The sequence below is a fragment of the Pseudochrobactrum asaccharolyticum genome (assembly GCF_003314995.1).
Lineage (GTDB): Bacteria > Pseudomonadota > Alphaproteobacteria > Rhizobiales > Rhizobiaceae > Pseudochrobactrum > Pseudochrobactrum asaccharolyticum.
The window spans coordinates 386,432-408,200 of record NZ_QNRH01000002.1 but is presented as its reverse complement, the minus strand read 5'-3'; the positions used below and the strand labels follow the sequence as shown (position 1 = coordinate 408,200).

The 21,769-nt window shown below is 51.1% G+C and carries 26 protein-coding genes; 11 read left to right on the top strand and 15 right to left on the bottom strand.

Annotated features, from left to right (window positions below; genetic code table 11):
• Positions 1-18: 18 nt before the first annotated feature.
• From DFR47_RS06420 to sppA, 6 genes are all read right to left on the bottom strand, one after another.
• Complete coding sequence (locus tag DFR47_RS06420; protein WP_113943557.1) at positions 19-882, bottom strand: TrmH family RNA methyltransferase; 864 nt, start codon at positions 880-882, stop codon at positions 19-21.
• Entirely contained in the window at positions 879-2,051 is a 1,173-nt protein-coding gene (locus DFR47_RS06415; RefSeq protein ID WP_245416471.1) for a class I SAM-dependent methyltransferase, read from the bottom strand. Before DFR47_RS06415 ends, DFR47_RS06420 begins: the two co-directional genes overlap by 4 nt.
• Positions 2,052-2,236: 185 nt before the next feature.
• Complete coding sequence (lhpI, locus tag DFR47_RS06410; RefSeq protein ID WP_113943556.1) at positions 2,237-3,211, bottom strand: bifunctional Delta(1)-pyrroline-2-carboxylate/Delta(1)-piperideine-2-carboxylate reductase; 975 nt, start codon at positions 3,209-3,211, stop codon at positions 2,237-2,239.
• Between the two features lie 236 nt (positions 3,212-3,447).
• A complete protein-coding gene (locus DFR47_RS06405) occupies positions 3,448-3,774 on the bottom strand; it encodes a lipopolysaccharide assembly protein LapA domain-containing protein (protein WP_113943555.1) in 327 nt (108 codons plus the stop codon).
• 205 nt (positions 3,775-3,979) lie between these two features.
• On the bottom strand, positions 3,980-4,267 hold the full coding sequence (locus tag DFR47_RS06400; RefSeq protein ID WP_113943958.1) for an integration host factor subunit beta: 288 nt from the start codon (positions 4,265-4,267) through the stop codon (positions 3,980-3,982).
• A 274-nt stretch (positions 4,268-4,541) separates the two neighbouring features.
• Complete coding sequence (gene sppA / locus DFR47_RS06395) at positions 4,542-5,519, bottom strand: signal peptide peptidase SppA (RefSeq protein WP_113943554.1); 978 nt, start codon at positions 5,517-5,519, stop codon at positions 4,542-4,544.
• A gap of 345 nt (positions 5,520-5,864) precedes the next feature.
• On the opposite strand from sppA, the gene lptC reads away from it, so the two are divergent.
• From lptC to DFR47_RS06360, 7 genes are all read left to right on the top strand, one after another.
• Complete coding sequence (gene lptC / locus DFR47_RS06390) at positions 5,865-6,515, top strand: LPS export ABC transporter periplasmic protein LptC (RefSeq protein ID WP_113943553.1); 651 nt, start codon at positions 5,865-5,867, stop codon at positions 6,513-6,515.
• 291 nt (positions 6,516-6,806) lie between these two features.
• Entirely contained in the window at positions 6,807-7,469 is a 663-nt protein-coding gene (locus DFR47_RS06385) for an LptA/OstA family protein (protein WP_374788333.1), read from the top strand.
• Between the two features lie 202 nt (positions 7,470-7,671).
• Positions 7,672-8,448, top strand: coding sequence for an LPS export ABC transporter ATP-binding protein (gene lptB, locus DFR47_RS06380; RefSeq protein WP_210207281.1), 777 nt, complete (start codon positions 7,672-7,674; stop codon positions 8,446-8,448).
• A 262-nt stretch (positions 8,449-8,710) separates the two neighbouring features.
• On the top strand, positions 8,711-9,301 hold the full coding sequence (gene hpf / locus DFR47_RS06375) for a ribosome hibernation-promoting factor, HPF/YfiA family (RefSeq protein WP_113943551.1): 591 nt from the start codon (positions 8,711-8,713) through the stop codon (positions 9,299-9,301).
• Between the two features lie 469 nt (positions 9,302-9,770).
• Positions 9,771-10,235: a PTS IIA-like nitrogen regulatory protein PtsN gene (gene ptsN / locus DFR47_RS06370; protein WP_113943956.1), complete on the top strand. Its 465-nt coding sequence runs from the start codon at positions 9,771-9,773 to the stop codon at positions 10,233-10,235.
• 33 nt (positions 10,236-10,268) lie between these two features.
• Complete coding sequence (locus DFR47_RS21535) at positions 10,269-10,535, top strand: NUDIX hydrolase (RefSeq protein ID WP_147245502.1); 267 nt, start codon at positions 10,269-10,271, stop codon at positions 10,533-10,535.
• A gap of 52 nt (positions 10,536-10,587) precedes the next feature.
• Positions 10,588-10,932, top strand: a complete 345-nt coding sequence (locus DFR47_RS06360; protein WP_113943549.1) for an NUDIX hydrolase — start codon at positions 10,588-10,590, stop codon at positions 10,930-10,932.
• A 144-nt stretch (positions 10,933-11,076) separates the two neighbouring features.
• Here the strand turns inward: DFR47_RS06360 and DFR47_RS06355 are convergent, their stop codons facing one another.
• Both DFR47_RS06355 and DFR47_RS06350 read right to left on the bottom strand, forming a co-directional pair.
• Positions 11,077-11,328 carry a BQ00720 family protein gene (locus tag DFR47_RS06355; protein WP_113943548.1) on the bottom strand — a complete coding sequence of 84 codons (252 nt, stop codon included), beginning with the start codon at positions 11,326-11,328 and terminating at the stop codon, positions 11,077-11,079.
• 126 nt (positions 11,329-11,454) lie between these two features.
• Positions 11,455-11,895: an Hsp20 family protein gene (locus DFR47_RS06350; protein ID WP_113943547.1), complete on the bottom strand. Its 441-nt coding sequence runs from the start codon at positions 11,893-11,895 to the stop codon at positions 11,455-11,457.
• A gap of 205 nt (positions 11,896-12,100) precedes the next feature.
• Between DFR47_RS06350 and DFR47_RS06345 the strand changes: the two genes are divergently transcribed.
• Complete coding sequence (locus DFR47_RS06345; protein WP_113943546.1) at positions 12,101-13,036, top strand: nucleoside hydrolase; 936 nt, start codon at positions 12,101-12,103, stop codon at positions 13,034-13,036.
• A 56-nt stretch (positions 13,037-13,092) separates the two neighbouring features.
• Here the strand turns inward: DFR47_RS06345 and DFR47_RS06340 are convergent, their stop codons facing one another.
• Both DFR47_RS06340 and DFR47_RS06335 read right to left on the bottom strand, forming a co-directional pair.
• A complete protein-coding gene (locus tag DFR47_RS06340) occupies positions 13,093-13,980 on the bottom strand; it encodes a ribokinase (RefSeq protein WP_113943545.1) in 888 nt (295 codons plus the stop codon).
• Between the two features lie 26 nt (positions 13,981-14,006).
• Complete coding sequence (locus DFR47_RS06335; RefSeq protein WP_113943544.1) at positions 14,007-14,513, bottom strand: DUF2244 domain-containing protein; 507 nt, start codon at positions 14,511-14,513, stop codon at positions 14,007-14,009.
• A 104-nt stretch (positions 14,514-14,617) separates the two neighbouring features.
• On the opposite strand from DFR47_RS06335, the gene nth reads away from it, so the two are divergent.
• Positions 14,618-15,343, top strand: coding sequence for an endonuclease III (gene nth, locus DFR47_RS06330; protein ID WP_113943955.1), 726 nt, complete (start codon positions 14,618-14,620; stop codon positions 15,341-15,343).
• On the opposite strand, the gene DFR47_RS06325 is transcribed toward nth, so the two are convergent.
• Positions 15,340-15,978 carry an aspartate/glutamate racemase family protein gene (locus DFR47_RS06325; protein WP_113943543.1) on the bottom strand — a complete coding sequence of 213 codons (639 nt, stop codon included), beginning with the start codon at positions 15,976-15,978 and terminating at the stop codon, positions 15,340-15,342. The two genes, nth and DFR47_RS06325, sit on opposite strands and share 4 nt — an antisense overlap.
• Before the next feature lie 11 nt (positions 15,979-15,989).
• Complete coding sequence (locus DFR47_RS06320; RefSeq protein ID WP_113943542.1) at positions 15,990-16,709, bottom strand: sulfate transporter family protein; 720 nt, start codon at positions 16,707-16,709, stop codon at positions 15,990-15,992.
• Positions 16,710-16,920: 211 nt separating this feature from the next.
• Between DFR47_RS06320 and DFR47_RS06315 the strand changes: the two genes are divergently transcribed.
• Complete coding sequence (locus DFR47_RS06315; protein WP_113943541.1) at positions 16,921-17,967, top strand: adenosine kinase; 1,047 nt, start codon at positions 16,921-16,923, stop codon at positions 17,965-17,967.
• Between the two features lie 94 nt (positions 17,968-18,061).
• Here DFR47_RS06315 and DFR47_RS06310 read toward each other — a convergent pair whose 3' ends face one another.
• The 3 genes from DFR47_RS06310 to hrcA form a co-directional block, all read right to left on the bottom strand.
• Positions 18,062-18,721 (bottom strand): trimeric intracellular cation channel family protein, encoded by a 660-nt coding sequence (locus tag DFR47_RS06310; protein WP_113943540.1) that lies wholly within the window; start codon positions 18,719-18,721, stop codon positions 18,062-18,064.
• Positions 18,722-18,887: 166 nt separating this feature from the next.
• Positions 18,888-19,535 carry a nucleotide exchange factor GrpE gene (grpE, locus tag DFR47_RS06305; protein WP_113943539.1) on the bottom strand — a complete coding sequence of 216 codons (648 nt, stop codon included), beginning with the start codon at positions 19,533-19,535 and terminating at the stop codon, positions 18,888-18,890.
• Between the two features lie 107 nt (positions 19,536-19,642).
• The gene (hrcA, locus tag DFR47_RS06300; protein WP_113943538.1) at positions 19,643-20,728 is read right to left on the bottom strand and encodes a heat-inducible transcriptional repressor HrcA; all 1,086 of its coding nucleotides are present in this window, start codon (positions 20,726-20,728) and stop codon (positions 19,643-19,645) included.
• Positions 20,729-20,941: 213 nt separating this feature from the next.
• Between hrcA and rph the strand changes: the two genes are divergently transcribed.
• Positions 20,942-21,658 carry a ribonuclease PH gene (gene rph / locus DFR47_RS06295; RefSeq protein ID WP_113943537.1) on the top strand — a complete coding sequence of 239 codons (717 nt, stop codon included), beginning with the start codon at positions 20,942-20,944 and terminating at the stop codon, positions 21,656-21,658.
• The last annotated feature ends 111 nt before the right edge of the window (positions 21,659-21,769 follow it).

Below are 21,769 nucleotides of genomic sequence, written 5' to 3'. Positions count from 1 at the left end.
ACTCCTGTAGCCGTGATTTTAGCGATCATCCAGAACCAGAGCGTCACGGCGGATTTCATAAAGCATGACGCCTGTGGCAATAGCAAGATTAAGCGAATCTGCACGGCCAATCTGAGGAATACGTGCCAAATGCGAACAAATTGCAGCGAGATCGTCCGGTAATCCCTGCTGTTCATTGCCCATCATCAGCATGACCGGCTGTTTGTTGTAAGGAATGGTGCGATAATCCACGGCACCTTTCAGATGTGTGCCGACCAGAACGCCCTTATAGGATTTGCGCCAATTGATGAATTCGTCATGGCGGGCACGGTAGAGCGGTACGGCAAAAACCGAACCCATGGTCGCGCGCACGGTTTCCAGTGAGTAAGGGTCGGTGCAATCGCCGATCAGGATAATGCCCTTGGCGCCAACCGCATCAGCGGTGCGAATGATCGTGCCGAGATTGCCGGGATCGCGCACACGGTCAAGAGCGATATAGATATCGTTGCCTTGCGGACGCAAATGCTCAAGCGTTTCAAAACGCTGGTCAAAGACACCGGCGACCATTTGCGGATTATCTTTACGGGTAATGGCCGCAATGACTTTTTCTGAAGCTTCGAGCACCAGACCGCCACCGGCTTTGGTGCGGGCAGCAACTTTCTCAACAAGAGGGTTGCCTTTACCGGCTTTGGAAAACACCAGAGTGCGAATGCGCCAGCCCTGATCAATCGCATCAATAACCAGTTTCAGACCTTCAGCCAAAAATACGCCCTGCTGGTCGCGATATTTCTTCATCGACAAAGCGCGCAGGTCTTTAACGATCGGATTGGTCAGGCTGGTGACTTCCTTAACGCTGCCGGTGCGTGGGGTATCTTTGCGGGAAAAATCATTATTGTGGGTCATGAATTGGCAATCCAGCGGGAGAACATGGAAGTGGAAAGCGCACGCTCGGCAGAGCGTTCACGCAGGATGAGTTCGCCGGATTCAATCACACCGCCGCGACCGGTGAAACGGTCACGCATCAGCTCATGAATGGCAAAGAAGGAAGCGCGGATTGAATAGGCAGTCAGCACCACGCTGAGAGCATCCGGCGAGAGAATGGCGCGGCACATATCAACCATCTGCGGCAGGTTATCAAACAACTGCCAGACTTCACCGTTCGGACCACGGCCATAGGCAGGCGGGTCGAGCAGGATGATATCATAAGTATTGCCGCGGCGTTCTTCGCGCGCCACAAATTTGGTTGCATCTTCACAAATCCAGCGGATCGGCTTGTCATCAAGACCGGCCAGTGCCTGATTTTCACGCGCCCAGTTGATCGCTTTTTTGGAGGCATCGACATGGGTGACTTCTGCACCTGCATGGGCGGCAATCAGCGAGGCAACGCCGGTATAACCGAACAGGTTCAAAACCCGTACAGAACGGTTAACTTGTTTTTTGCGGGCATCACGCACCTGTTGCGCCATGAAAGCCCAATGGGCTGCCTGCTCCGGAAACACGCCGACATGGCGGAATGAAGTAAAGCGACCGAAAAAGCGCACATCCTGCAGAGCCATCGGCCAGGTTTCACTTAAGTTTTCTTTCGGGAAATGCCAGCGCCCCATGCCTTCTTCATCGGTATTACCGGTGAAAACAGCATCTGCCTTGTCCCATTCGCTCTGCGGCCATGCCGGTTGCCAGATCGCCTGTGCCTCAGGGCGGATGATGCGGTAAGGGCCGTATTGTTCAAGCTTGAGGCTGTTGCCGCTATCGAGCAGGGCGTAATCTTCACTCGGACTGGTTTCCAGAATAACCGGCAGATTTTGTTGTGGCCGTTCACCGGTCAGCTTCAGGAGCGGGCGCTGGGCAACCGCAGGCTCGGCGCTCACTTTTTTCGGTGCAGTCGGAGCCGTAGTCTCAAAGCCTGCGGAATTCTGTTCGGTTTTAGCAAATTTAGGGCGCGGTTTTTTAAAGCTCTGCATCGGCGCAGCAGCTGCGGATTTACGATTGTCGCGCTGTGCTGCCAGTTTTCCTGCCGGTCTCGCTGAGGAACCATTGCGTGGTTTGGCTGCTTTTCCTTTTGGCGATTTCACCCTGTCTGCTCCGGAAACTGTTAAATTGAAGATATTATAGCATCAGATGGTGCAATATTTTCTGTTTCGTAGAGCATGGCAGCCTTTTGGGAAAGCTGAATTTAAACGGGAATGCTTTATAAATGTATCTTTGCCCTGAAAAACTGCATGCTATACGGCTTTTCAGGGCAAAAGAACGAACGGCATCAGCCTTGTTGTTTCAGGCTCTTTTCATAGACCATAATGCCAGCGGCAAGGTCTTCCATGGCGGCGCCAACGGATTTAAACAATGTAATATCCTGATCGCTGATGCGGCCTTTGACAGTTCCGCGCGCCAGATCAAACAGATCACCGAGAACATGCTCCGGCTGGATAATACCGTCACGCAGAGGCTGGGTAATATCGCCGCCCTCTTGCAGTGCACCGGCTTTGGTATCGACAAAAACGCGCGAGCGCAGCACTGCCTCATCATCACTTTCACGCATATCCGGAGTGAAAGCGCCAACCAGATCAATATGCGTGCCCGGGCGTAAATGTTTCCCGTGAATCAATGGCTTAGTAGCCAGCGTTCCAGCAGCGACGATGTCAGCCTGTTCAATGGCTGCAATATGATCTTCTGCAATATAGGCATTATAGCCTTCATCGCGCAGTTCTTTGATAGTGGCTTCCGCACGCTGCGGATTGCGCACGCAAAGCGCAATATCGGTAATCGGACGCACGGCACTATGGGCGCGGGCGAGATTGGTGGAGACCGCACCGGCTCCCATGATCACAAGGCGGGAAGCATCTTCACGGGCAAGATAGCGGGCTGCGAGCGCAGAAGCTGCAGCTGTGCGCCAGCGGGTCAGGCTCTGACCGTCGATCAGGGCTTTCGGTTCGCCGGTAATGCCGTCCAGCAATAAATACACTCCCATGACGGCAGGCTTATTGATCAGGCCGTTATCAGGGGAGACCGTGACAATTTTCACACCCATATAACCCTGTGACGGATCACTGAGTTTGTGAAAATCAGACCATGCAGGCATCAGAAGCAGCATGGACGGTGTGCCTTCAGGGCGCTCAACGGGATGATGGTGGCGCACCGGCTGGATCATGCCATTGCGGAAAGCGCTGTCCAGCGCATCGACCAGTTCAGGCCAGGTCATTAGTTTATCAACGGCAGCAGCAGAAATATTCAGCATATTTTATCAGACCTTTATGATGCCGCACATCGTCTCCTGCAATGCGCGGGCATTTGTTTTCTTGCAGCATAGTGGCTGATGTTTTCGGATGAAAATTGATGAGAATCCGGAGCGCACTGCAAATTACGCGAAGCGTAAACTGCCGCGCGCTTGGGAAACAAGCGCTGATCTGTATGAAGTTAATGAAAAAAACTGATCATATAAGTTTTGTCCGCATGAACTTTGCGGAGAATACCTCAGGACAGTGAGGATGCTGGTGGCAGGGCTTTTGCTTCGGCCTGCTTGGCGCGTGTTAACAGCGCATCGGCTTCCGCCTTGCGTTTACGTGCCAGTTTGCGGTGCCGTCCCTGCGTAGACCAGATCAGCAATCCGCCGATAATAATACCTGCCAGCAATGCGCCAAGTACCCAGAGGAACAGCGGTGCTGTATAGGTCAAAGCCGGATTGCCGGGATTGAACGGGTCAAGTGTAACGCTGACCGCACCGCGATTGGCGACTGACAACACAATCAGGATGACTGCAACCGGCAGTGCAATGAGAAGTGTCAGAAGGCGGTTGGTCATGTTTCAATCCGTATTTTGGCCGTGTTCCGGAACAGCACTTTGCGTAAAATATAGCCATACTATCAGGCATAATTATGCCTGATAGCTAAAGTGCTGATTGTAATGTCTGCATCAACAAAAAAGGCTTTGATGCAATTTTAAAGCTTGGAGCGCGGTGTGCCAGATTTGGTACACAAAACACGCTCTGATATTTTTAAATTATGCTCTAGCCGTTGCCGTTATTGAGACGGTCGCGCAGTTCTTTACCGGTTTTGAAAAATGGTACCCATTTTTCTTCAACATCCACCGATTCACCGGTGCGCGGGTTGCGTCCGTTACGGGCAGGGCGGTTTTTTACGGAAAATGCGCCGAAGCCGCGGAGCTCAACGCGGTTTCCTTCCGCCAGAGCCTCAGTAATTTCATCGAAAACTGCACCGACGATATTTTCCACGTCGCGCTGGAAAAGATGCGGATTGCGGCTGGCGATGATCTGCACGAGTTCAGATTTAATCACTGCGTTCGACCTCTCTGCAATATTAGCGCGGTGTCCGGCTGCTGAAACAGACCGGTGCGCTTCCGGTTTTGATATGCTGCACATCTGATCTGTAACCGTCTTGGTTTTCAGGGATGTGCTCTAGAAAGAAGTATTCTCAGAACCTTTATGCGAACTGTCTCTGACCAGTCAGAGACAGCTTATTATGAATAATATAGTTATACTATCAATGTTTTATAGCGTAACTAGCTGAAAAATACGCGCTATCCTTAACGGCAGCTGCATTTTGCGCGTATTATTGCGGTTTTTCTCCGTTACCACCGTGCCAAACTGAGAGCATGCCGTCAAGAAAGATACGCTGACTGATTTGCTCATCAAATAATGCACTACCCTGATCTGACAAGCCCATGTTCCGCAACAATAATTTCATCGCAGCAGATGAGAGGAGGTCATTGTAAGGTGAAGTTTCCGCTTTCCACTCGACAACCGGCAGATTTTTATCAATGCCTTTGGTGGCGAGCCATGCGATAGAGGTTTCCTGATCACCAAGTGCATCAATCAATTTATGCTGCAAAGCCTGACGTCCTGTATAGACCGAGCCGTTTGTCAGAGCCGGCAGTTTATCCGCGGTAATCATCGGACGGCGTTCTTTAACCAGACCGACAAACCAGTCATAGGTATCTTTGACCGTATTATCAATCATCGCCTTGGCTTCGTCGCTGGCAGGCGAGAAGAAATTCGGTTCGGCTTTTAGCGGGCTGGATTTGATAGTTTCAAATTTGACGCCGACTTTATCGAGTAATCCGCTGATATCCGGATATTGAAACAGCACGCCGATGGAACCGATCATTGAGGTCTTATGGGCAATCACATGATCGGAGGCGATGGCAATCATATAGCCTGCCGATGCAGCCAGAGTGCCGACCTGTGTGACCACGGGTTTTTCGTCCGCAATCCTGCGTACTGCATCATAAATCACTTCGCCGCCGGTTGTTGTGCCGCCCGGAGAACTGATATCAAGAATGACACCTTTGACCATTTCGCTCTCTGCGACATCTTTGAGACGTTTCAAAAGCTCTTCATTGTTATAGATGGTGCCTGTGATAGAAATTTTCGCGATATGTGGAATATTGCGGGAAGGCTTGCTGCCGTTGATGTAGAGGGCTGCGAAGAGTATCATTGCTGCAAGCAAGAGCAATGTAACAACGCGCCAGAATGTCAGCTTACGGCGGATTCGACGACGTTCGAGCACTGCATCGGCAGTATAAGTCATGAGCTGGGTCCGTTCTTGGGCTTATTAGAAGTTTTTATGTGTGGCACACACAGTGTTTGCTTTGAAGGCGAAATAATACCGGAAGAATATTTGATAAGTGGTATTATCAGATCTTGATGGTCTCTTTTCATGAAAAAGTGATCTGAGGAAGTCCTCCGGAGGGTTAAACTGCAAGGATTCAGCTTGTTTTGAACGCAGTCTCATCCCATTTATACCACATTAAAAAGCGATTTGAGCGCACTGTATTGAATAGTCGTACATTTCACTAAAGAATATTAATACCTTACGTGTAGGCAGCTGGCAAATTGCCGGTTTCAGGAGTTTTGGACTGTGTCAAACCATAAGATGGTTTTCGGAGCATCACAAAAAAGTACCGCTGTGTTTCATGCTGCAAAGAGACACAGTATACGCGTGCGCGTCTTAAAAACTGCTCTGCCGGTTGCTGCTCTTGCCGTTGCTGCTGTGTTTTCATGGTATACATTTTTGGCCGCACCGGCTTCCACAGTCAAAGTGGAGCTCGATCCGTCTGAAAGCGGCAAGCTGGTCATGACCGGCCCGCAGCTGAAAGGCTATACAAAAGATAAGCGTCCGTTTTCGATGGTTGCTGAGCGTGCGGTACAGGACGCCAAGCAAAGCGGTGTGGTCGCTCTGGAAGGAATCAAAGCACAATTACCTGTCGGTGATAAAGACAGTGCAGAGATTGATGCGGTTTCCGGTGTCTATGACAGTAATAACGGCCGCCTGCAGTTTGATGATGCTTTTACAGTCAAGACCACTGATGGCATGGAAGCCAAACTCGGCTCTGCCAGTGTGAATATGTCGAGCGGTGAAATGTCGACAGATAAGCCGGTCGACATCCGCACCGAGAATGCCCATATCCGCGCAAATAAAATGCGGATTGAGGAAAGCGGCAAGGTGATGGTGTTTGAAAGCGATGTTCACCTGACGATCGAACCGGTTGCAGAAACCGCAGCGGCTGTGAAAAAGGGTAGCTGAGCGGATATTTTCTGCAGTGGCGGAAGTCGTTGTAACGGCGTATTCTGTCACCCGGATATTGGGGCAGGCAGGCGCGGCACTTTGACTGATGTTAAACAGGATGTGATAGTCGGCAGCGTTTCAGCAATGGCGATTTACACCAATAAGTAATACCCCTGTTATAGGGTGCCCTGACAGATTCTCTGTGTTCCGTCAGGATATATGAACCGGCAATAAGAATATGTTCAAAAGTTTGTTGTGTTATTCTGAAACTTGCGATTTATAACAAGGGTGTTTTTCGAGGGAATGAAGATGATGCGGCAACAGGCATGCAGCGGGCTGAATACCGGCTCACAGAATACAGTTTTGAGCCAATTTGCGCTGCGCTCTGCAGGCGCAAAACCTCTTGCTGCCCTTTTCCTGACTGCTGTGCTGGCGCTGCCTCTGAGCATGACCGGTGCACAGGCGCAGCAAGGTGTGCCGCTTGACGGTCTGAAGCTTTCCGACAGCAAAGATCCGGTGTCTATTGATGCAGGCAAGATGGAAGTGCGCGACAAAGAAGGCATTATCATTCTGACCGGCAATGTTTCGGTCAAACAGGGTGATATTGTTCTGCGCGCCGGCCGTATGCAGGTTTACACAGCAAAGACAAAAGACAGTGGTGATAAAGCGAAGGGCGGCATCGGCGGCTTGAGCGGCTCCGGCCTCAATGCTGGTGGTATTGACAAGATCGTTGTTGACGAAAAAGTCTATCTGAAATCAGGCACACAGGTCGCGACCGGTGATGCGGGCACTTATGATGCCAAAGCACAGACAATTGTGCTGACCGGTAAAAAAGTGGTGCTGTCAGATGGCGATAATATTGCATCCGGTTGCAAGCTGACTGCCAATACGCAAAGCGGCAAAGCATTTCTTGAGAGCTGCAAAGGTCAGTCCGGCCGCGTGTCTATTATTTTGTCACCGAAAGATAATTAAAATTGAAGCCGGTCAGCAGACTTTATTCGATGAGGTTTGCTGATCTGCCCGCATAACTGACGAATTTCATTTTTGCTGTGTTGCGATTACTGCACCGGCGCTGAGTAACTGGTCTGGATCGCTATTGTCCTCTTCAAAAGCAAACACCGTTGAAGCTTCCGATAATAATGTCGCCGCAGATGACATTGCTGCAGGCTTGCAGATGCAGGCTGAAGGTGAAGAAGGACAGCGTCCGCCACAGGAATTGTCGCGCCTCAAAGGGACACTGGTTGCCCGTGGTATCAGCAAGAGCTATCGCGGCCGTCAGGTCGTTAACGGTGTATCCTTTGGCGTGCGTGCCGGCGAGGCTGTTGGTATTCTAGGGCCGAACGGTGCCGGTAAAACGACCTGCTTTTATATGGTCACCGGTCTGGTGCCTGTTGACAGCGGTACGATTGAGATCGACGGTTTTGATGTGACATCAATGCCGATGTATCGTCGTTCACGCTTGGGTATTGGTTATCTCCCACAGGAAGCTTCGATTTTCCGTGGCCTTTCCGTGGAAGACAATATCAAAGCTGTGCTGGAAGTGGTTGAGAAAGATCGCAAAAAACGTGCGATTGAACTCGATGCTCTTCTGGAAGAATTTCATATTACGCATTTGCGTAAAGCACAGGCAATATCATTATCCGGTGGTGAGCGCCGCCGTCTCGAAATCGCCCGTGCTTTGGCATCGCGCCCGAATTTCATGCTGTTGGACGAACCTTTTGCCGGTGTGGATCCGATTGCGGTTGCAGATATTCAGCAGCTTGTGCGCCATCTGACCAGCCGTGGTATCGGCGTGCTGATCACTGACCACAATGTGCGTGAAACACTGGGGCTGATTGATCGCGCCTATATTATTCATGCCGGTCAGGTGCTGACCCATGGTCGTCCGAAAGAAATCGTCGCCAATCCGGATGTGCGCAGATTGTATCTGGGTGACCAGTTTACGCTTTAAAGCTGAAGAATCATCTTATTTCAGGAGCCCCAAAAGCTTCCGAACTCTTTGCATTCTTTGCTTAATTTTAAAAACGGCTTGTTATTCGGCAAAATAACGAGCAGGCGCCTATATAAGTGCTGATTGTGGCAATCAAAGAGCCGAAGCCCTAATCTTTTATCTTCTGCCAAGTTTATTTTATTTTGTGCTGGTTGGCTTTGCGCAATGCGTTCGCTTGTGCTTAGATTGCTGTGTTCGAATATAGACAGCGAGGTACTGCCACATGAGTCTCCGCGTTTCGGGTAAACATATGGACATCGGTGATGCTTTCCGCATCAGAATTGAAGACCGTGTCCGTGATGCTGTTAGCAAATATTACGAAGGTGGCTATTCCGGTACAATTACAGTCGTTAAATCTGGCTCCCGCTTCAGTACAGATTGCACCTTGCACCTTGATACCGGTGCAACGCTTCAGTCTTCTGCGGAAGCGCAGGATCCGCAATTTTCCTTTGACGCAGCTGCTGAGAAGATGGATACGCGTCTGCGTCGCTATATGCGCCGCCTTAAGTCGCGTTCACTGGTACAGTCAGCGCGCAACAATCAGCAGAATATCGCCTATAGCGTGATGGAGCCTGCTCCGGACGAGGATGAGGATTTGCCGGAGGATTACGCACCGACAATCGTTGCGGAATCATCGGTATCGCTGCGCACGCTCAGTGTTGCATCGGCGGTTTTTGAGCTTGATCTGACAGAACATCCGGTTCTGGTCTTCCGCAATGCGGGCAGTGAAGAGGTTAATATCGTTTATCGTCGGCCGGATGGTAATATCGGCTGGATTGATCCGTCTAAAGCAGCGCAGGCTGTGCGCGCATAATCGTGCAAAGAATAAACCCCGCAATTGCAATTATGCGATTGCGGGGGGGGGGGGGGCTTTAAGCGAATTTCCGCAATTGTCCCTGCTTAGGTTACAGACAAAGGCGGATATTCGGATTCTGTATGATATTTATTTTAACTTATTGAAATATAATGATAAAATGTGATTTAATATATGTGTTGTGATTTTTATCGCTTTTACCGTTGTTAATCACGATATCTAGAGATAGGAATTCTTATCTGACTGGTGTACCCTGACAGGAATGCCGCAGCACAGGCATTATTGAGCGCGCGGTGTAACCTTTTTTTAATTTTTATTTTCGAATAAAATCAAACGGTTATTATTTTTGTGCGTGAAAAATGTGAGTAGAATCGCGAATTTGACTTGAGTATCTGTTGAATGGGCAGTAGATCACTGCACCTCCCGGTTACGGAGATGTTTACTCCGCATGAGAGAAGGAATGGAGAAAATGGATCTTAGCGATCTGATTCAGCCAGGGGCAATTATCCCTTCGCTGAAGGCAAGCTCCAAGAAGCAATTGTTGCAGATCTTGGCTGAGAAAGCTGCTGAACTCACAGGTCTTTCTGAGCGAGAAGTTTTTGAAACTGTGACTCAGCGTGAGCGTTTGGGGTCTACCGGTGTCGGTAACGGCATTGCTATTCCTCATGGCAAACTGCCGAATATCAGTAAAATTACCGGTGTCTTCGCCCGTCTTGAACAGCCGGTGGATTTTGAAGCACTGGATGATCAGCCGGTTGATCTGGTCTTTTTGCTGCTTGCACCGGAAAATGCAGGCGCAGATCATTTGAAGGCACTGTCCCGCATTGCGCGTTTGCTGCGCGATCCGGATATGGTGGCCAAATTGCGTGGCACGGTTGATGCGCAGGCGCTGCATTCATTTTTGATTGCGCCTCCGGCAACCAATGCAGCCTGAAAAGCTGAGCTTCACCGCTAAGGTGTCGTCGCTTTGATTTTAAAATGCCGTGCTTGCTTTTCGCAGCACGGCATTTTTCATTTTTGGAGTTCTGTATCAGTAATCATTTTTATAAAGGCTTTTGTTATTATGCTTGTTTTGAAAGCAATGATTTATGTCACCACCCCTCAGGGTGTGCTGGTTTTTGAAGAACCGGAATCTCCGCATATCGGATTGCAAGTGCCCGGCGGCACAATCGAGCAGGGCGAAGCCCCGTTTCTCGCTGCTAGAGCATTTCACAGTCAAGTTGAATCAACTTGACGTCGGGATAATGCGACAACTAAGGAATCTAGAGCGAGCACTGCGATTCCACATGAACGTAAACCGCTCTAGTCGCGAGCTTTTTGAAGAAACCGGCCTGAGCGCAAAGGATGGTTTGCAGTTTCTCGGCTTAATTGATTTCGCCCTGTCGGAGAAGGGGCAGCCTTATACAATGCGCCGCTATTATTATCATGCGCATTTTGAAGAGGTGTTGCCGGAAAGCTGGGAGCATTATGAAATGGATGCTTGTGATGGCAGTGACCCGATCCTGTTCCGGCTGTTCTGGTTGCCGCATGAGATCGCCCGGCAACGTCTGGCTTACGGCATGGCGGAACTGCTGCACCATGTGCCGGTTAGAGCGCCGTGTGCCGGAATTGGCACGCAAAGGTCGCTCTAACGCTTTAAAATTAGAGCATAATTTCACCTTACACTGATCCAAGTTTAAGAAATTATGCTCTAGATCGTCATAAAGCAAAACCCGCCTGTGTGGCACAGGCGGGTTGCAGAGATTGAAGCTCTGAGTGCATCATGGGATGCAAATTTAATGCAGCATGACCGTGTGGAGTTCATGTTCCTGTGCTCCGGCCAAGGCTGTGGCGCGCATATCAGAAAGCATAATCGGGGTGCCGCTGGCGCCGAAGAGTGCCCAGAGTTCCATGCCAGGTGCCATAGGCGGCAGAGCAGGGAAACGGCGGGAGAGGTCATCAGAGCGGACTTTGCGCAAATAAGCGATTTCACCTTCGCCAAGATGAGCAAATTCGAATTCTGTAAAAATGTGTCTGTCAGCAGTCATTTCAGGCCTCCTGTCTTGGCAGCTCAAAAGACGCTGCCTGTCGAGAGCATTTGTGATTGCAGCTGCAATCACGGGACTGATTATAAAGGAGAACCCTTTACAGTTCTTTTATAATCGTAAGAACGATCACTCTTTCACGTTTATACTAATACGTTTGACGAGGCGTTCTGGTTCCGGTCTGTCGAGATCAATCGACAATAATCCGTTTTTGAGTTCCGCATTGACCACACGCATGCCGTCAGCAAGCACAAAAACGCGCTGGAACTGGCGGGCGGCAATACCGCGGTGCAAAAACTCACGTTCAGACTCATCTGTCTGTCGTCCGCGGATAACCAGTTGATTGTCTTCGGTGGTCACTTCCAGGTCATCATCAGAGAAACCAGCGACTGCAAGTGTGATGCGCAGCTTTTCCGGAACCGGCTGTTCCTGATCCTGCGCAGGGCTGCGTAATCGTTCGATATTATACGGCGGATAGCCGTCACCGGATTTTGCAATCCGTTCCAGCGTCTTTTCCATCGTATCGAAACCCAGCAGCAGCGGGCTGGAAAAAGGTGTTAGTCTGGTCATTGTTCAGTCCTTGGATAAAAGCGACCGTTAAGAGGAAAACCCGTTCAGGCATTTTCTTAGTCTTTATATGGCTTGGGAAAAGCGCTACTTCAAGAGGATCCGATGATATGCACGCGATCTCTGCAGATTCGTGCTGAAAATATTTTAAACGCAATTCATAGTATGTCGAAGACGGCATATGGTTTTAAATGAAAGGGATGGCTGAATGGCCCGCAAAATCATTATTGATACAGATCCGGGACAGGATGATGCATTGGCAATCTTGCTGGCACTGGCCAGCCCTGAGCTGGATGTGTTGGGTATTGTGGCTGTTGCCGGTAATGTACCGCTGCCTCTCACGCAGAATAATGCATTGAAAATTGCGGAACTGGCCGGAAAGCCGGAGACAAAAGTCTTTGCCGGTGCCTGCAAACCGCTGGTGCGCCCGCTGGTGACCGCCGAGGAAGTGCATGGCCGTACCGGTCTTGATGGTCCTGATCTGCCGGAACCGGTAATGAAGCTGCAGGAGCAGCACGGTGTGGATTTCATCATTGAAACGCTGCTGCGTGAAAAAGCAGGCACTGTTACCCTTTGCGTGTTGGGGCCACTGACCAATATTGCACTGGCTCTCAACAAGGCGCCGGAAATTGCGACCCGTATTCAGGAAATCGTGCTGATGGGCGGCGGCTTCTTTGAGGGCGGCAATATTACACCGACTGCTGAATTCAACTTCTACGTCGATCCGGAAGCGGCCAAAGTTGTCTATGCTGCCGGTATTCCGATTGTGATGATGCCGCTGGATGTCACCCATAAGGCGCTGACAACTGCCAAACGTATCGAGGCTTTCCGTGCACTTGGCACCAAGGCCGGTGATGCCTGCGTGGCCATGCTGGAGTTTTTTGAGCGTTTTGACGAAGAAAAATACGGCACCGACGGCGGCCCGCTGCATGACCCGAATGTCATTGCCTATCTGCTGAAACCGGAACTTTATTCAGGCCGTCATTGCAATGTCGAGATTGAAACTGCTTCCGAGCTTTGCCTCGGTATGTCGGTCATCGATTGGTGGGGTGTTACCAAACGTCCGAAGAATGCAATTGTGATGCGTGATGTTGACCATGAAGGTTTCTTCACGCTGCTGACAGAGCGTATCGGAACGCTTTGAGTATCAAAGCCTATGAAAAAGGCCGGAGCTTGCTCCGGCCTTTTGCTTGTGGTCTGTTATAGTGCTTCGACTTCTGCAGCATAAGGAATGGATGGTTGTGCACCCGGCTTAAGGCAGGCCAACGATGCTGCTGTGGCTGCGCGCTGGCAGGCATCACGCAGGGACAAGCCGCTGTCGAGACCGGCTGCAAGATAACCGCAGAATGTATCACCGGCACCAACTGTATCGACCGGTTTGATCTTCAGCGCTGGCAGGCTGTAATGTTCATCCGGTGTGGCGACCATAATGCCCTGCGCACCAAGTGTTACAATCACTGTACGGCCGTAATGCTCAGCAAAATCGATCATTTTTGTCAGACGGTCATCACCGCTCAGCTCCAGATGCGTGCTGGCGAGATCAAATTCTGTTTCATTGGCAATGATAATATCAGCGCGTGGCAACAAAGCAGCCGCATCATCGCGCCAAGGGGCGGTATTGAGAATGCAGGTGGTGTCGCTGGTTTCCGACATGGCAATGGCTTTTTCCAGCGCCGGCAGCGGGATTTCCATTTGCAGCAGCAAATAGCCGCCATCGAGATCAGCGGCATGAACATCATCTTCCGTGACCAGACCATTGGCACCCGGAATGACAATAATGGTATTCTCGCCGCTGTCTTCAACGGTGATCAGTGCAATGCCGGTGGCATCGCCGCGGGTTGCCACGCGGGACAAATCCACACCGTCAGCACGTAGCAGGGCAACGGCCTGCGATGCAAAACTATCATCGCCGACAGCACCAACCATCCGTACAGCGGCACCGGCGCGTGCAGATGCCAGTGCCTGATTGGCACCTTTGCCGCCTGCCGCGGTGGAGAAATTGTGACCGGTCAGTGTTTCACCGGGTTCCGGCAGTTTAGGACTGCGGGCAATAAGGTCAAAATTAATCGAACCGATAATCGTAATCATGAAACATCCGGTGTTGAAACTGATCGTCAGCGACGGCTGCGGATCAGGGCGTTGGAAAAAGCTGTTGCAAAGCTCTCACGATCATCGGGTGGCAGAAAACGGCCGATATCCAGCGATCTGTCATCACTTTGCAATTGCATCTGGGTAATGCCGATATCATCTTTGCGGGTAATGTGGAACCGTGTGCGGAACGGATTAAACTGATACGCGCGAATATGTCCGGATGCGGAAACCTGCCGGATGAGCAATTGTTCACGGGAGACACTGATTTCTTCCCGCTGTCGTGCAGCATAATAATTAAGCCGGAAGGCCAGATAGATCAGCGCGATATCCAGACCGAACAAGCCTACAACGGGCCATGCGCCGATTTGCATGAAGACCATGCCGATACAAGCCCAGAGCAGAAGCAGGCTTAAAATCATAATCTGAAAACCGCGCGCACTCAGCGAGCGGTAGGGCAATAATGTGGCTTTAAAAAACTGTGCGCCATAGGCGTCCGGATCAGCACCGTCCGGATGGTAAGGTGCGTTCATGATGATATCTCTTAAGCCGCAGGTGGTTGATGGTGGTTGATAAAGTCCCTGCTGCGGCAAGCTTGCAGATAGGCTTATTGCTTATAGCTTACTATATAAATGCTATGCAGAACAACCAGAGCCAGATTCCCGTTAAACCTCAGCGCCGTGTCAGCGGTACGCTTTACACACCGGCAGAAATCCATGAGATTTTCCGGCGTTTTTCCGTGCAGCGTCCGGAGCCGAAAGGCGAGCTTGAGCATGTCAACACGTTCACTTTGCTGGTGGCGGTTATGCTTTCGGCGCAGGCGACCGATGCGGGCGTGAATAAAGCCACGCGTGCCTTGTTTGCCATTGCGGATACGCCGCAGAAAATGGTTGATCTGGGTGAAGAGACGGTTGGTGATTATATCCGTACCATTGGTCTGTGGCGCAATAAGGCAAAGAACGCGATTTTACTGTCACAGGCGCTGATTGATAATTTCGGCGGTGAGGTGCCGGGTAATCGTGATGCACTGGTGACCTTGCCGGGGGTGGGGCGCAAAACTGCGAATGTGGTACTCAATATGGCTTTCGGCCAGCCGACAATGGCGGTGGATACGCATATTCTGCGCATAGGTAACCGCATCGGACTGGCACCCTATAAAACACCGGATGAGATTGAAGCCAAACTGGTGAAGATCATTCCGGCAGAATTTATGATGCATGCCCATCACTGGCTGATCCTGCATGGCCGCTATGTTTGCAAAGCCCGCACACCGGATTGCATCAATTGTGTGATCGCGGATATTTGTAAATCGGCACAGAAAACCAACGCAATTCCTGCGCCCCTGGTGCGGATAGAGGATTAAACCTCCGCTGTGATCCGCAGTAATGCAGCCGTTGGCGCATCCAGTACTTTACGTTCACGGCTGATCAGCGCCGAGGCACCGGCCATAGAGGTTTGTGCCAATACCACCAACTGCGCCCCTTGTTGATACGCAGTTTCTGCAGCATCAGCGATCATCCGGTTATAGGTTGCGCTGTCACCGGAGCGGAAGATATCCCATGCTTTGTCAATCAGCCGGATATCCGGTGTGATCGGAGTATCAGCAAAGACCTGACGGAACAGATCGGTCGTTGGTTGCAAGGTGGTTGGTGCTGTACATAAAACAGTCACTGACAGGCCGCTTTCCAAAGCCTGTTCTGCCAAGGCACGGTCTGTCCGCAAGACCGGTTTATTGAAACTGCTTTGTGCTGCGTCTGCTATGGTGCCCAGTGTTGAACAGGTGACAAGCACAGCATCTGCATTCTCAAGCAGTTCGGTAATAATGCGCAATGTCTGGCTGCTTATGGTTTGTGTGATGTCGCCGTGCTTTTCAGCCTCCTCCAGTAAATTGGACTGCACAATATGATGCAATTGTCCGGCAGGGAGTACGAGACGGCTGGCTGCCTGCTCAAAAATACCGATATTACTGGCAGCAGTGTGCAGGCAGGCAATGCGCATAGATTTCCCGATCAGTGACTGTTGATAGCGCGCGGCTTCTGTCCGCTCAGCGCTTTATGCAGATGCACCATCATAGCGGCGGCAAAGAGCGGTGTCAGCAGATTGAGCAGCGGTATTGCCATAAAACCGGCAATCACCATACCACCGAGGAAAACCGTGATCCGGTTTTCTTCGCGGAAGGCTTTGGCACCATCCTCGCCGCGATAGCGCATGGCTGCAAATTCAAAAAACTCACGTCCCAGAAGATAGCCGTTGACGATGAAGAAGGCGATCAGGTTAACGCCCGGTATCAGCAGCATGGCCAAGGCCAGCAGGTTACCGAGAATAACGACGACCAGAAATTTAAGCGAATAGACAAGGGAGCGGCCGATCGGCATCGGGGTGCCGATGGGTTGGTTGCTGTAATCCTCACGCTCGATAATTTCGGCTACGTCATCGAGGAACAGACCGGCAATCAGAGCTGTGACCGGCGCGATCAGAAAAGCCAGTAGCAGAGCCAGCACAAAACCCGCAGCAATAGCGGCAAGCAGGCCGAGCCAGCTGGTCCAGTCCGGCATGGCTGGTAACAGGCTTTCAAACCACGGCCATGCCAGCCAGAAGAAAAACTGCCGTATCAGTGCCCAGAATGCGATCAGTGCCAAAAATGTCAGACCAAGGGACTTCCACAACACAGAGCGGAATTCCGGTGTCGGCAGGCGGTAGAGCGCATTCAGCGCGGCAGTCAGGATCATCTGGGCTCCGTCGGGTTTGTTTTCAGATAGATAGGGAGCCTGCTTAAGCGCAACAAGATGAAGTGAGGCGGATATCAGGCCGCTTTTTTGAAAAGGTAAATCTGTTTCGGCTCTGGCAAAAACCACATTCCGTGATTACAACTATTCTCGCAATGGATGTGAGGGCGTTCAGTTTTGCATCCGGCTGCGAAATTTCACGGGAGTAAAAGCCATTTCTGTCCCTAAATATGATGTGTTGTGTATCGGTAATGCGATTGTCGATATTCTGTCCCGCACCGAGGATAATTTTCTCGTCGATAACGGCATTATCAAAGGTGCCATGAACCTGATTGATGCGGAAAGGGCGGAACTGCTCTATAGCCGCAAAGGTCCTGCGATTGAGGCATCAGGCGGCAGCGCCGGTAATACGGCGGCAGGCATTGCCAGTCTGGGTGGTCGTTCTGCCTTCTTCGGCAAAGTGGCTGCAGATGAGCTTGGCAGAATTTACACGCATGATATTCGCGGGCAGGGGGTCGCTTTTGATACGCCGCCGCTGCTGGACAGCGCGCCAACGGCACGATGCATGATCTTTGTGACGCCCGATGGTGAGCGTTCGATGAACACCTATCTCGGTGCCTGTGTGGAACTGGGCATCGAAGATATTGAAAGCTCTAAAGTCAGTGCCGCTCAGGTTGTCTATTTCGAGGGCTATTTGTGGGATCCGCCTCGCGCCAAAGAAGCGATTTTGCTGGCTGCAAAAATTGCGCATGAGCATGGCCGCGAAGTGTCCATGACCCTTTCCGATCCGTTCTGTGTGGATCGTTATCGTGATGAATTTCTTGATCTGATGCGCAGCGGCACAGTTGATATTGTGTTTGCTAATGAGGCAGAGGTAAAATCGCTGTATCAGACCTCATCATTTGAAAGCGCGCTTGAAGCATTGCGTGGTGATTGCAAACTGGCTGCGGTTACCCGCTCCGAGCTTGGTTCAATCATTCTGCGTGGTGATGAGACTGTCGAGGTCAAGGCTATTGAGATTGATGCGCTGGTGGATACGACCGGTGCCGGTGATCTCTACGCAGCCGGGTTTCTCTTTGGCTATACCAATGGCTATACATTGGAAGAATGCGGTAATTTCGGCTCATTAGCGGCCGGTATTGTTATCCAGCAGATCGGCCCGCGTCCGATGCATAATCTGAAAGATCTTGCAGAACAGTTCGGTCTTATCAAAGCATTTCCAGCAAAAGCGGGAACCGGTTTTGCGTCTGATAATGCGTAAAAATAAATAGTTACAGCGGTTTCAACGGTTCAGCCTTAACTGGAGCCGCTGTAAAGCCTGAAAATGAAACGGGGGAGTTTTCGCTCCCCCTGTTTTATTCGTCACGCACAATACCGTCACGTTTAAGCTCTTCTTCGGTACGGCCGCGGCGTGCTTTATGGGCTGGCAACATCCAGCCATATTGCAGTGCACCCCCGCGTATCGAAAACGCAATTGCGGTACCGGCGATCACCGAGATCGTGGTCGGGACTTTGAGAGCTTCTAAAGCGACAAAGGTACCGGCACCGGCAAGAGCTGCGGAAATATAGATTTCGCGGCGCATCAAAACCGATGGTTGTCCGGACATAATATCGCGCATCACGCCGCCCAGCGTTGCTGTGAAAACACCGGCAACAATTGCAACCCAGGCATTAAAGCCAAGCTGTAAGGCTTTCTCTGCACCCATCACACTGAACATTGCCATACCGATCGCATCGAGCCAGAGCAGAATACGATAGCGTGATTCAACGCGGTGTGCGGTGAAATAGACCAGAATGGCGGCACAGGTACCAATCAGCAGATAGAGCGGCTCGCGCACCCAGTTGACCGGCGTATTGCCGAGCACCAGATCGCGTACCGTACCGCCGCCGACACCGGTCATATTGGCGAGAAAAATAAAACCGATAATATCAAGCCGGCAGCGTGAGGCAGCAAGCGCGCCGGTTGCGGCAAAGACAAAGACACCTGCATAGTCGAGAAAATCGATAAATGTCATTTTTGCCTTTCAGTGAGAGACGAGCACAGCAGTGCTGTGCTTTAGATTATTAAAATAGGCTATTCTGTATGCCGCAGACAATAAAAAGCGGACGCAGAGAAAGCTCTGCGCCCGTTTTTGTCTTTTCATTGAGCGACAAATATCATGCCGCAATGTCAGAATGTTATTATTCTTTAGGACCACCGCGTGAAACGCCGACCATGGCCGGACGCAGAACACGGTCACCGATTGCGTAGCCGGTCTGCATGACCTGTACGACTGTGTTGTTCGGTACTTCCACGTTTGGCACTTCAAAAATTGCCTGATGGAAATTCGGGTCGAACTTCTGGCCTTCAGGTGCAATTTGTGTCACGCCATGACGTTCCAGAGTGTTCAGCATTCCGCGTTCGGTCATTTCCACGCCTTCAGCCAATGCTTTCAGGCTTGGATCAGTTTCCAGAGCGTCAGTAGGGATAGCTTCCAGAGCGCGGCGCAGATTGTCTGATACCGAGAGCATATCGCGGGCAAAATTAGTGACCGCATAGTTTTTTGCGTCCTGCATTTCGCGAGCGGTGCGTTTGCGTAGATTTTCCATATCCGCAGCCAAGCGCAGCATCTGATCTTTCAGCGCATTGTTTGCAACCTGCAACTCAGCCAGCGGGCTGATTGCATCATCGTCCAGCGCTGCATCTTCTTCAGCTTCCGCAATTGCTTCGTCTTTGCGTGCTTTCAGAAAATCATCAGCGGCACGCTTCAGGGCATCACGGTCACGCGGGTTGTTAAGATCGCGCTGGCCAAGATCCGGGGTTTCGCCGTTTTTGTTTTCGTCAGCCATTATTCTCTTCCGTCTTGAATCATATTGTCTGGGATATCGAGGTTTGTGTGCTGAAAATCAAGACCGTCGCTCTGCGGCGCGGCAAATTAACAGGCAAATTTTAAATTTTAGCCCCGTAACAGGCGCGATACAAGGGAGGCGGTATAGTCTACCATCGGTACGATACGGGCATAATTGAGCCTTGTCGGGCCGATAACGCCGAGTGCGCCGATCACCCGTTGCTCGGAGTCGCGATAAGGCGCAACGACCAGAGACGAACCGGACAGAGAGAATAATTTATTCTCCGAACCAATGAAAATTCGCACGCCGGAGCCTGCCTCTGCCAGATCCAGCAGCTGGATCATGCCTTCTTTGGTTTCCAGATCGTCAAACAGCAGCCGCAACCGCTCCAGATCATCCTGTGCGGAGATGTTTTCCAGAAGATTGGAACGTCCGCGCACAATCAGACGGGTTTGCTGGTCGCTGGCCGCACCGCTCCACACTGCCAGCCCCTGTTCCACCAGATGCTGAGACAGGCTGTCGAGAGCCTGCCGGGTTTCTTCGCGCAGGGTTGCAATCTGTGCGCGGGCTTCGGCAAGCGTTTTGCCGTGAATATGCGCATTGAGAAAATTCGAGGCCTCAATCAACTGCGAAGAGGTGACACCTGCGGGCAGATCAATGACGCGGTTTTCCACATCGCCGCTTTGCGTGACCATCACCGCCAAGGCGCGGGTTGGTTCAAGGCGAACAAATTCAATATGTTTGAGCGCACCTTCGGCTTTGGTCGCCAGTACCAGACCGGCACCGCGTGACAGGCCGGAGAGGATCTGGCTGGCTTCAGTCAGGACATGCTCGACAGAATTATTGTGTCCTGCGGCACGCACCTGATGTTCGATACTGCTGCGTTCATCGGCAGGCAGGTCGCTGACTTCCATAAAGGCATCGACAAAAAACCGTAAACCTAACTGGGTCGGCATGCGTCCGGCAGAAATATGCGGCGAATAGACCAGCCCCAGATGTTCGAGATCGCTCATCACATTGCGGATGGTTGCCGGTGATAATGATAAAGGCAGCAAACGTGAAAGATGACGCGAACCGACCGGCTCACCGTCATTCAGATAGCTCTCAACAATGCGCTGGAAAATATCGCGCGACCGCTGATCCAGCACTTGTAAAGGGGCATGCAGATTATCGGCACGCTCTGATCTGATCATTCGTCAATTTGCTCCGTTGATATCCAATATATAGGCTATTGTCATGCGGGGGCAAAGGGCAGGATCGGTTGTTTGCGTGTTTAGTCGCCGATTTTCCTTTAAATTTCGCTGGTTCAGGCTTAGAAGCAAAACAAATGCCTTTCAAAGGCGTCATCAGATTACAATCAGGCTGCTGTCAGATTTTTGCGCAGCATTGTTTTAAAAGGAAAATCCATGCGTCCATCCAAACGCGCTCCGGACGAAATGCGTGCAATCTCTTTTGAACGAGGCATTTCCAAACATGCGGAAGGCTCTTGCCTCGTCAAATTCGGCGATACTCATGTGCTGTGCACCGCAAGCCTTGAAGAAAAGGTTCCGGGCTGGATGCGCAACAGCGGTAAGGGCTGGGTCACTGCGGAATATGGCATGTTGCCACGCTCGACCGGCGATCGTATGCGCCGTGAAGCAGCCTCGGGTAAACAGGGTGGCCGTACACAGGAAATTCAACGTCTGATCGGCCGTTCCCTTCGCGCCGTTGTTGATATGCAGGCACTGGGTGAATATCAGATCACTGTTGACTGCGATGTTATTCAGGCTGATGGCGGCACCCGTACTGCGGCCATTACCGGTGGCTGGGTTGCCCTGCACGATTGCCTGCGCTGGATGGAAGCCCGCCAGATGGTCAAAGTCGACAAGGTACTCAAAGACCATGTTGCTGCTATTTCCTGCGGTATTTATGAAGGCACACCGGTGATCGATCTGGATTATCCGGAAGATTCAACCGCGCAGACCGATGCGAATTTCGTGATGACCGGTCGCGGCGGTATTGTTGAAGTGCAGGGTACTGCTGAAGGCGAGCCATTCTCGGACGAAGAATTTGCGTCTCTGATGCTGCTGGCACGCAATGGTATCAAGCGTCTGGTTGATCTGCAGAAAATGGCTGTTTCTTAAAATCGGAATAGCTTGCCGGAATGTAAAATGAATTATCCAATTGTTTTATTGGATAATTCACCCGATCGTGAGCGGAAACTGATTTCGAACCTGTTATAAGGGGAGACAGTT

Excerpts from the sequence above, each read along its gene's own strand:
- DFR47_RS06355 (WP_113943548.1), bottom strand. The coding sequence starts at position 11,328 with ATGACTGCTGACAGACACATTTTTACAGAATTCGAATTTGCTCATCTT.
- DFR47_RS06345 (WP_113943546.1), top strand. The coding sequence starts at position 12,101 with ATGGCCCGCAAAATCATTATTGATACAGATCCGGGACAGGATGATGCA.
- lhpI (WP_113943556.1), bottom strand. The coding sequence starts at position 3,211 with ATGCTGAATATTTCTGCTGCTGCCGTTGATAAACTAATGACCTGGCCT.
- DFR47_RS06420 (WP_113943557.1), bottom strand. The coding sequence starts at position 882 with ATGACCCACAATAATGATTTTTCCCGCAAAGATACCCCACGCACCGGC.
- lptC (WP_113943553.1), top strand. The coding sequence starts at position 5,865 with ATGGTTTTCGGAGCATCACAAAAAAGTACCGCTGTGTTTCATGCTGCA.
- grpE (WP_113943539.1), bottom strand. The coding sequence starts at position 19,535 with ATGGCTGACGAAAACAAAAACGGCGAAACCCCGGATCTTGGCCAGCGC.
- hrcA (WP_113943538.1), bottom strand. The coding sequence starts at position 20,728 with ATGATCAGATCAGAGCGTGCCGATAATCTGCATGCCCCTTTACAAGTG.
- DFR47_RS06360 (WP_113943549.1), top strand. The coding sequence starts at position 10,588 with ATGAACGTAAACCGCTCTAGTCGCGAGCTTTTTGAAGAAACCGGCCTG.
- DFR47_RS06350 (WP_113943547.1), bottom strand. The coding sequence starts at position 11,895 with ATGACCAGACTAACACCTTTTTCCAGCCCGCTGCTGCTGGGTTTCGAT.
- DFR47_RS06310 (WP_113943540.1), bottom strand. The coding sequence starts at position 18,721 with ATGACATTTATCGATTTTCTCGACTATGCAGGTGTCTTTGTCTTTGCC.
- DFR47_RS06325 (WP_113943543.1), bottom strand. The coding sequence starts at position 15,978 with ATGCGCATTGCCTGCCTGCACACTGCTGCCAGTAATATCGGTATTTTT.
- DFR47_RS06405 (WP_113943555.1), bottom strand. The coding sequence starts at position 3,774 with ATGACCAACCGCCTTCTGACACTTCTCATTGCACTGCCGGTTGCAGTC.
- hpf (WP_113943551.1), top strand. The coding sequence starts at position 8,711 with ATGAGTCTCCGCGTTTCGGGTAAACATATGGACATCGGTGATGCTTTC.
- lptB (WP_210207281.1), top strand. The coding sequence starts at position 7,672 with ATGCAGGCTGAAGGTGAAGAAGGACAGCGTCCGCCACAGGAATTGTCG.
- DFR47_RS06340 (WP_113943545.1), bottom strand. The coding sequence starts at position 13,980 with ATGATTACGATTATCGGTTCGATTAATTTTGACCTTATTGCCCGCAGT.
- ptsN (WP_113943956.1), top strand. The coding sequence starts at position 9,771 with ATGGATCTTAGCGATCTGATTCAGCCAGGGGCAATTATCCCTTCGCTG.
- nth (WP_113943955.1), top strand. The coding sequence starts at position 14,618 with ATGCAGAACAACCAGAGCCAGATTCCCGTTAAACCTCAGCGCCGTGTC.
- rph (WP_113943537.1), top strand. The coding sequence starts at position 20,942 with ATGCGTCCATCCAAACGCGCTCCGGACGAAATGCGTGCAATCTCTTTT.
- DFR47_RS06320 (WP_113943542.1), bottom strand. The coding sequence starts at position 16,709 with ATGATCCTGACTGCCGCGCTGAATGCGCTCTACCGCCTGCCGACACCG.
- DFR47_RS06385 (WP_374788333.1), top strand. The coding sequence starts at position 6,807 with ATGATGCGGCAACAGGCATGCAGCGGGCTGAATACCGGCTCACAGAAT.
- DFR47_RS06335 (WP_113943544.1), bottom strand. The coding sequence starts at position 14,513 with ATGAACGCACCTTACCATCCGGACGGTGCTGATCCGGACGCCTATGGC.
- sppA (WP_113943554.1), bottom strand. The coding sequence starts at position 5,519 with ATGACTTATACTGCCGATGCAGTGCTCGAACGTCGTCGAATCCGCCGT.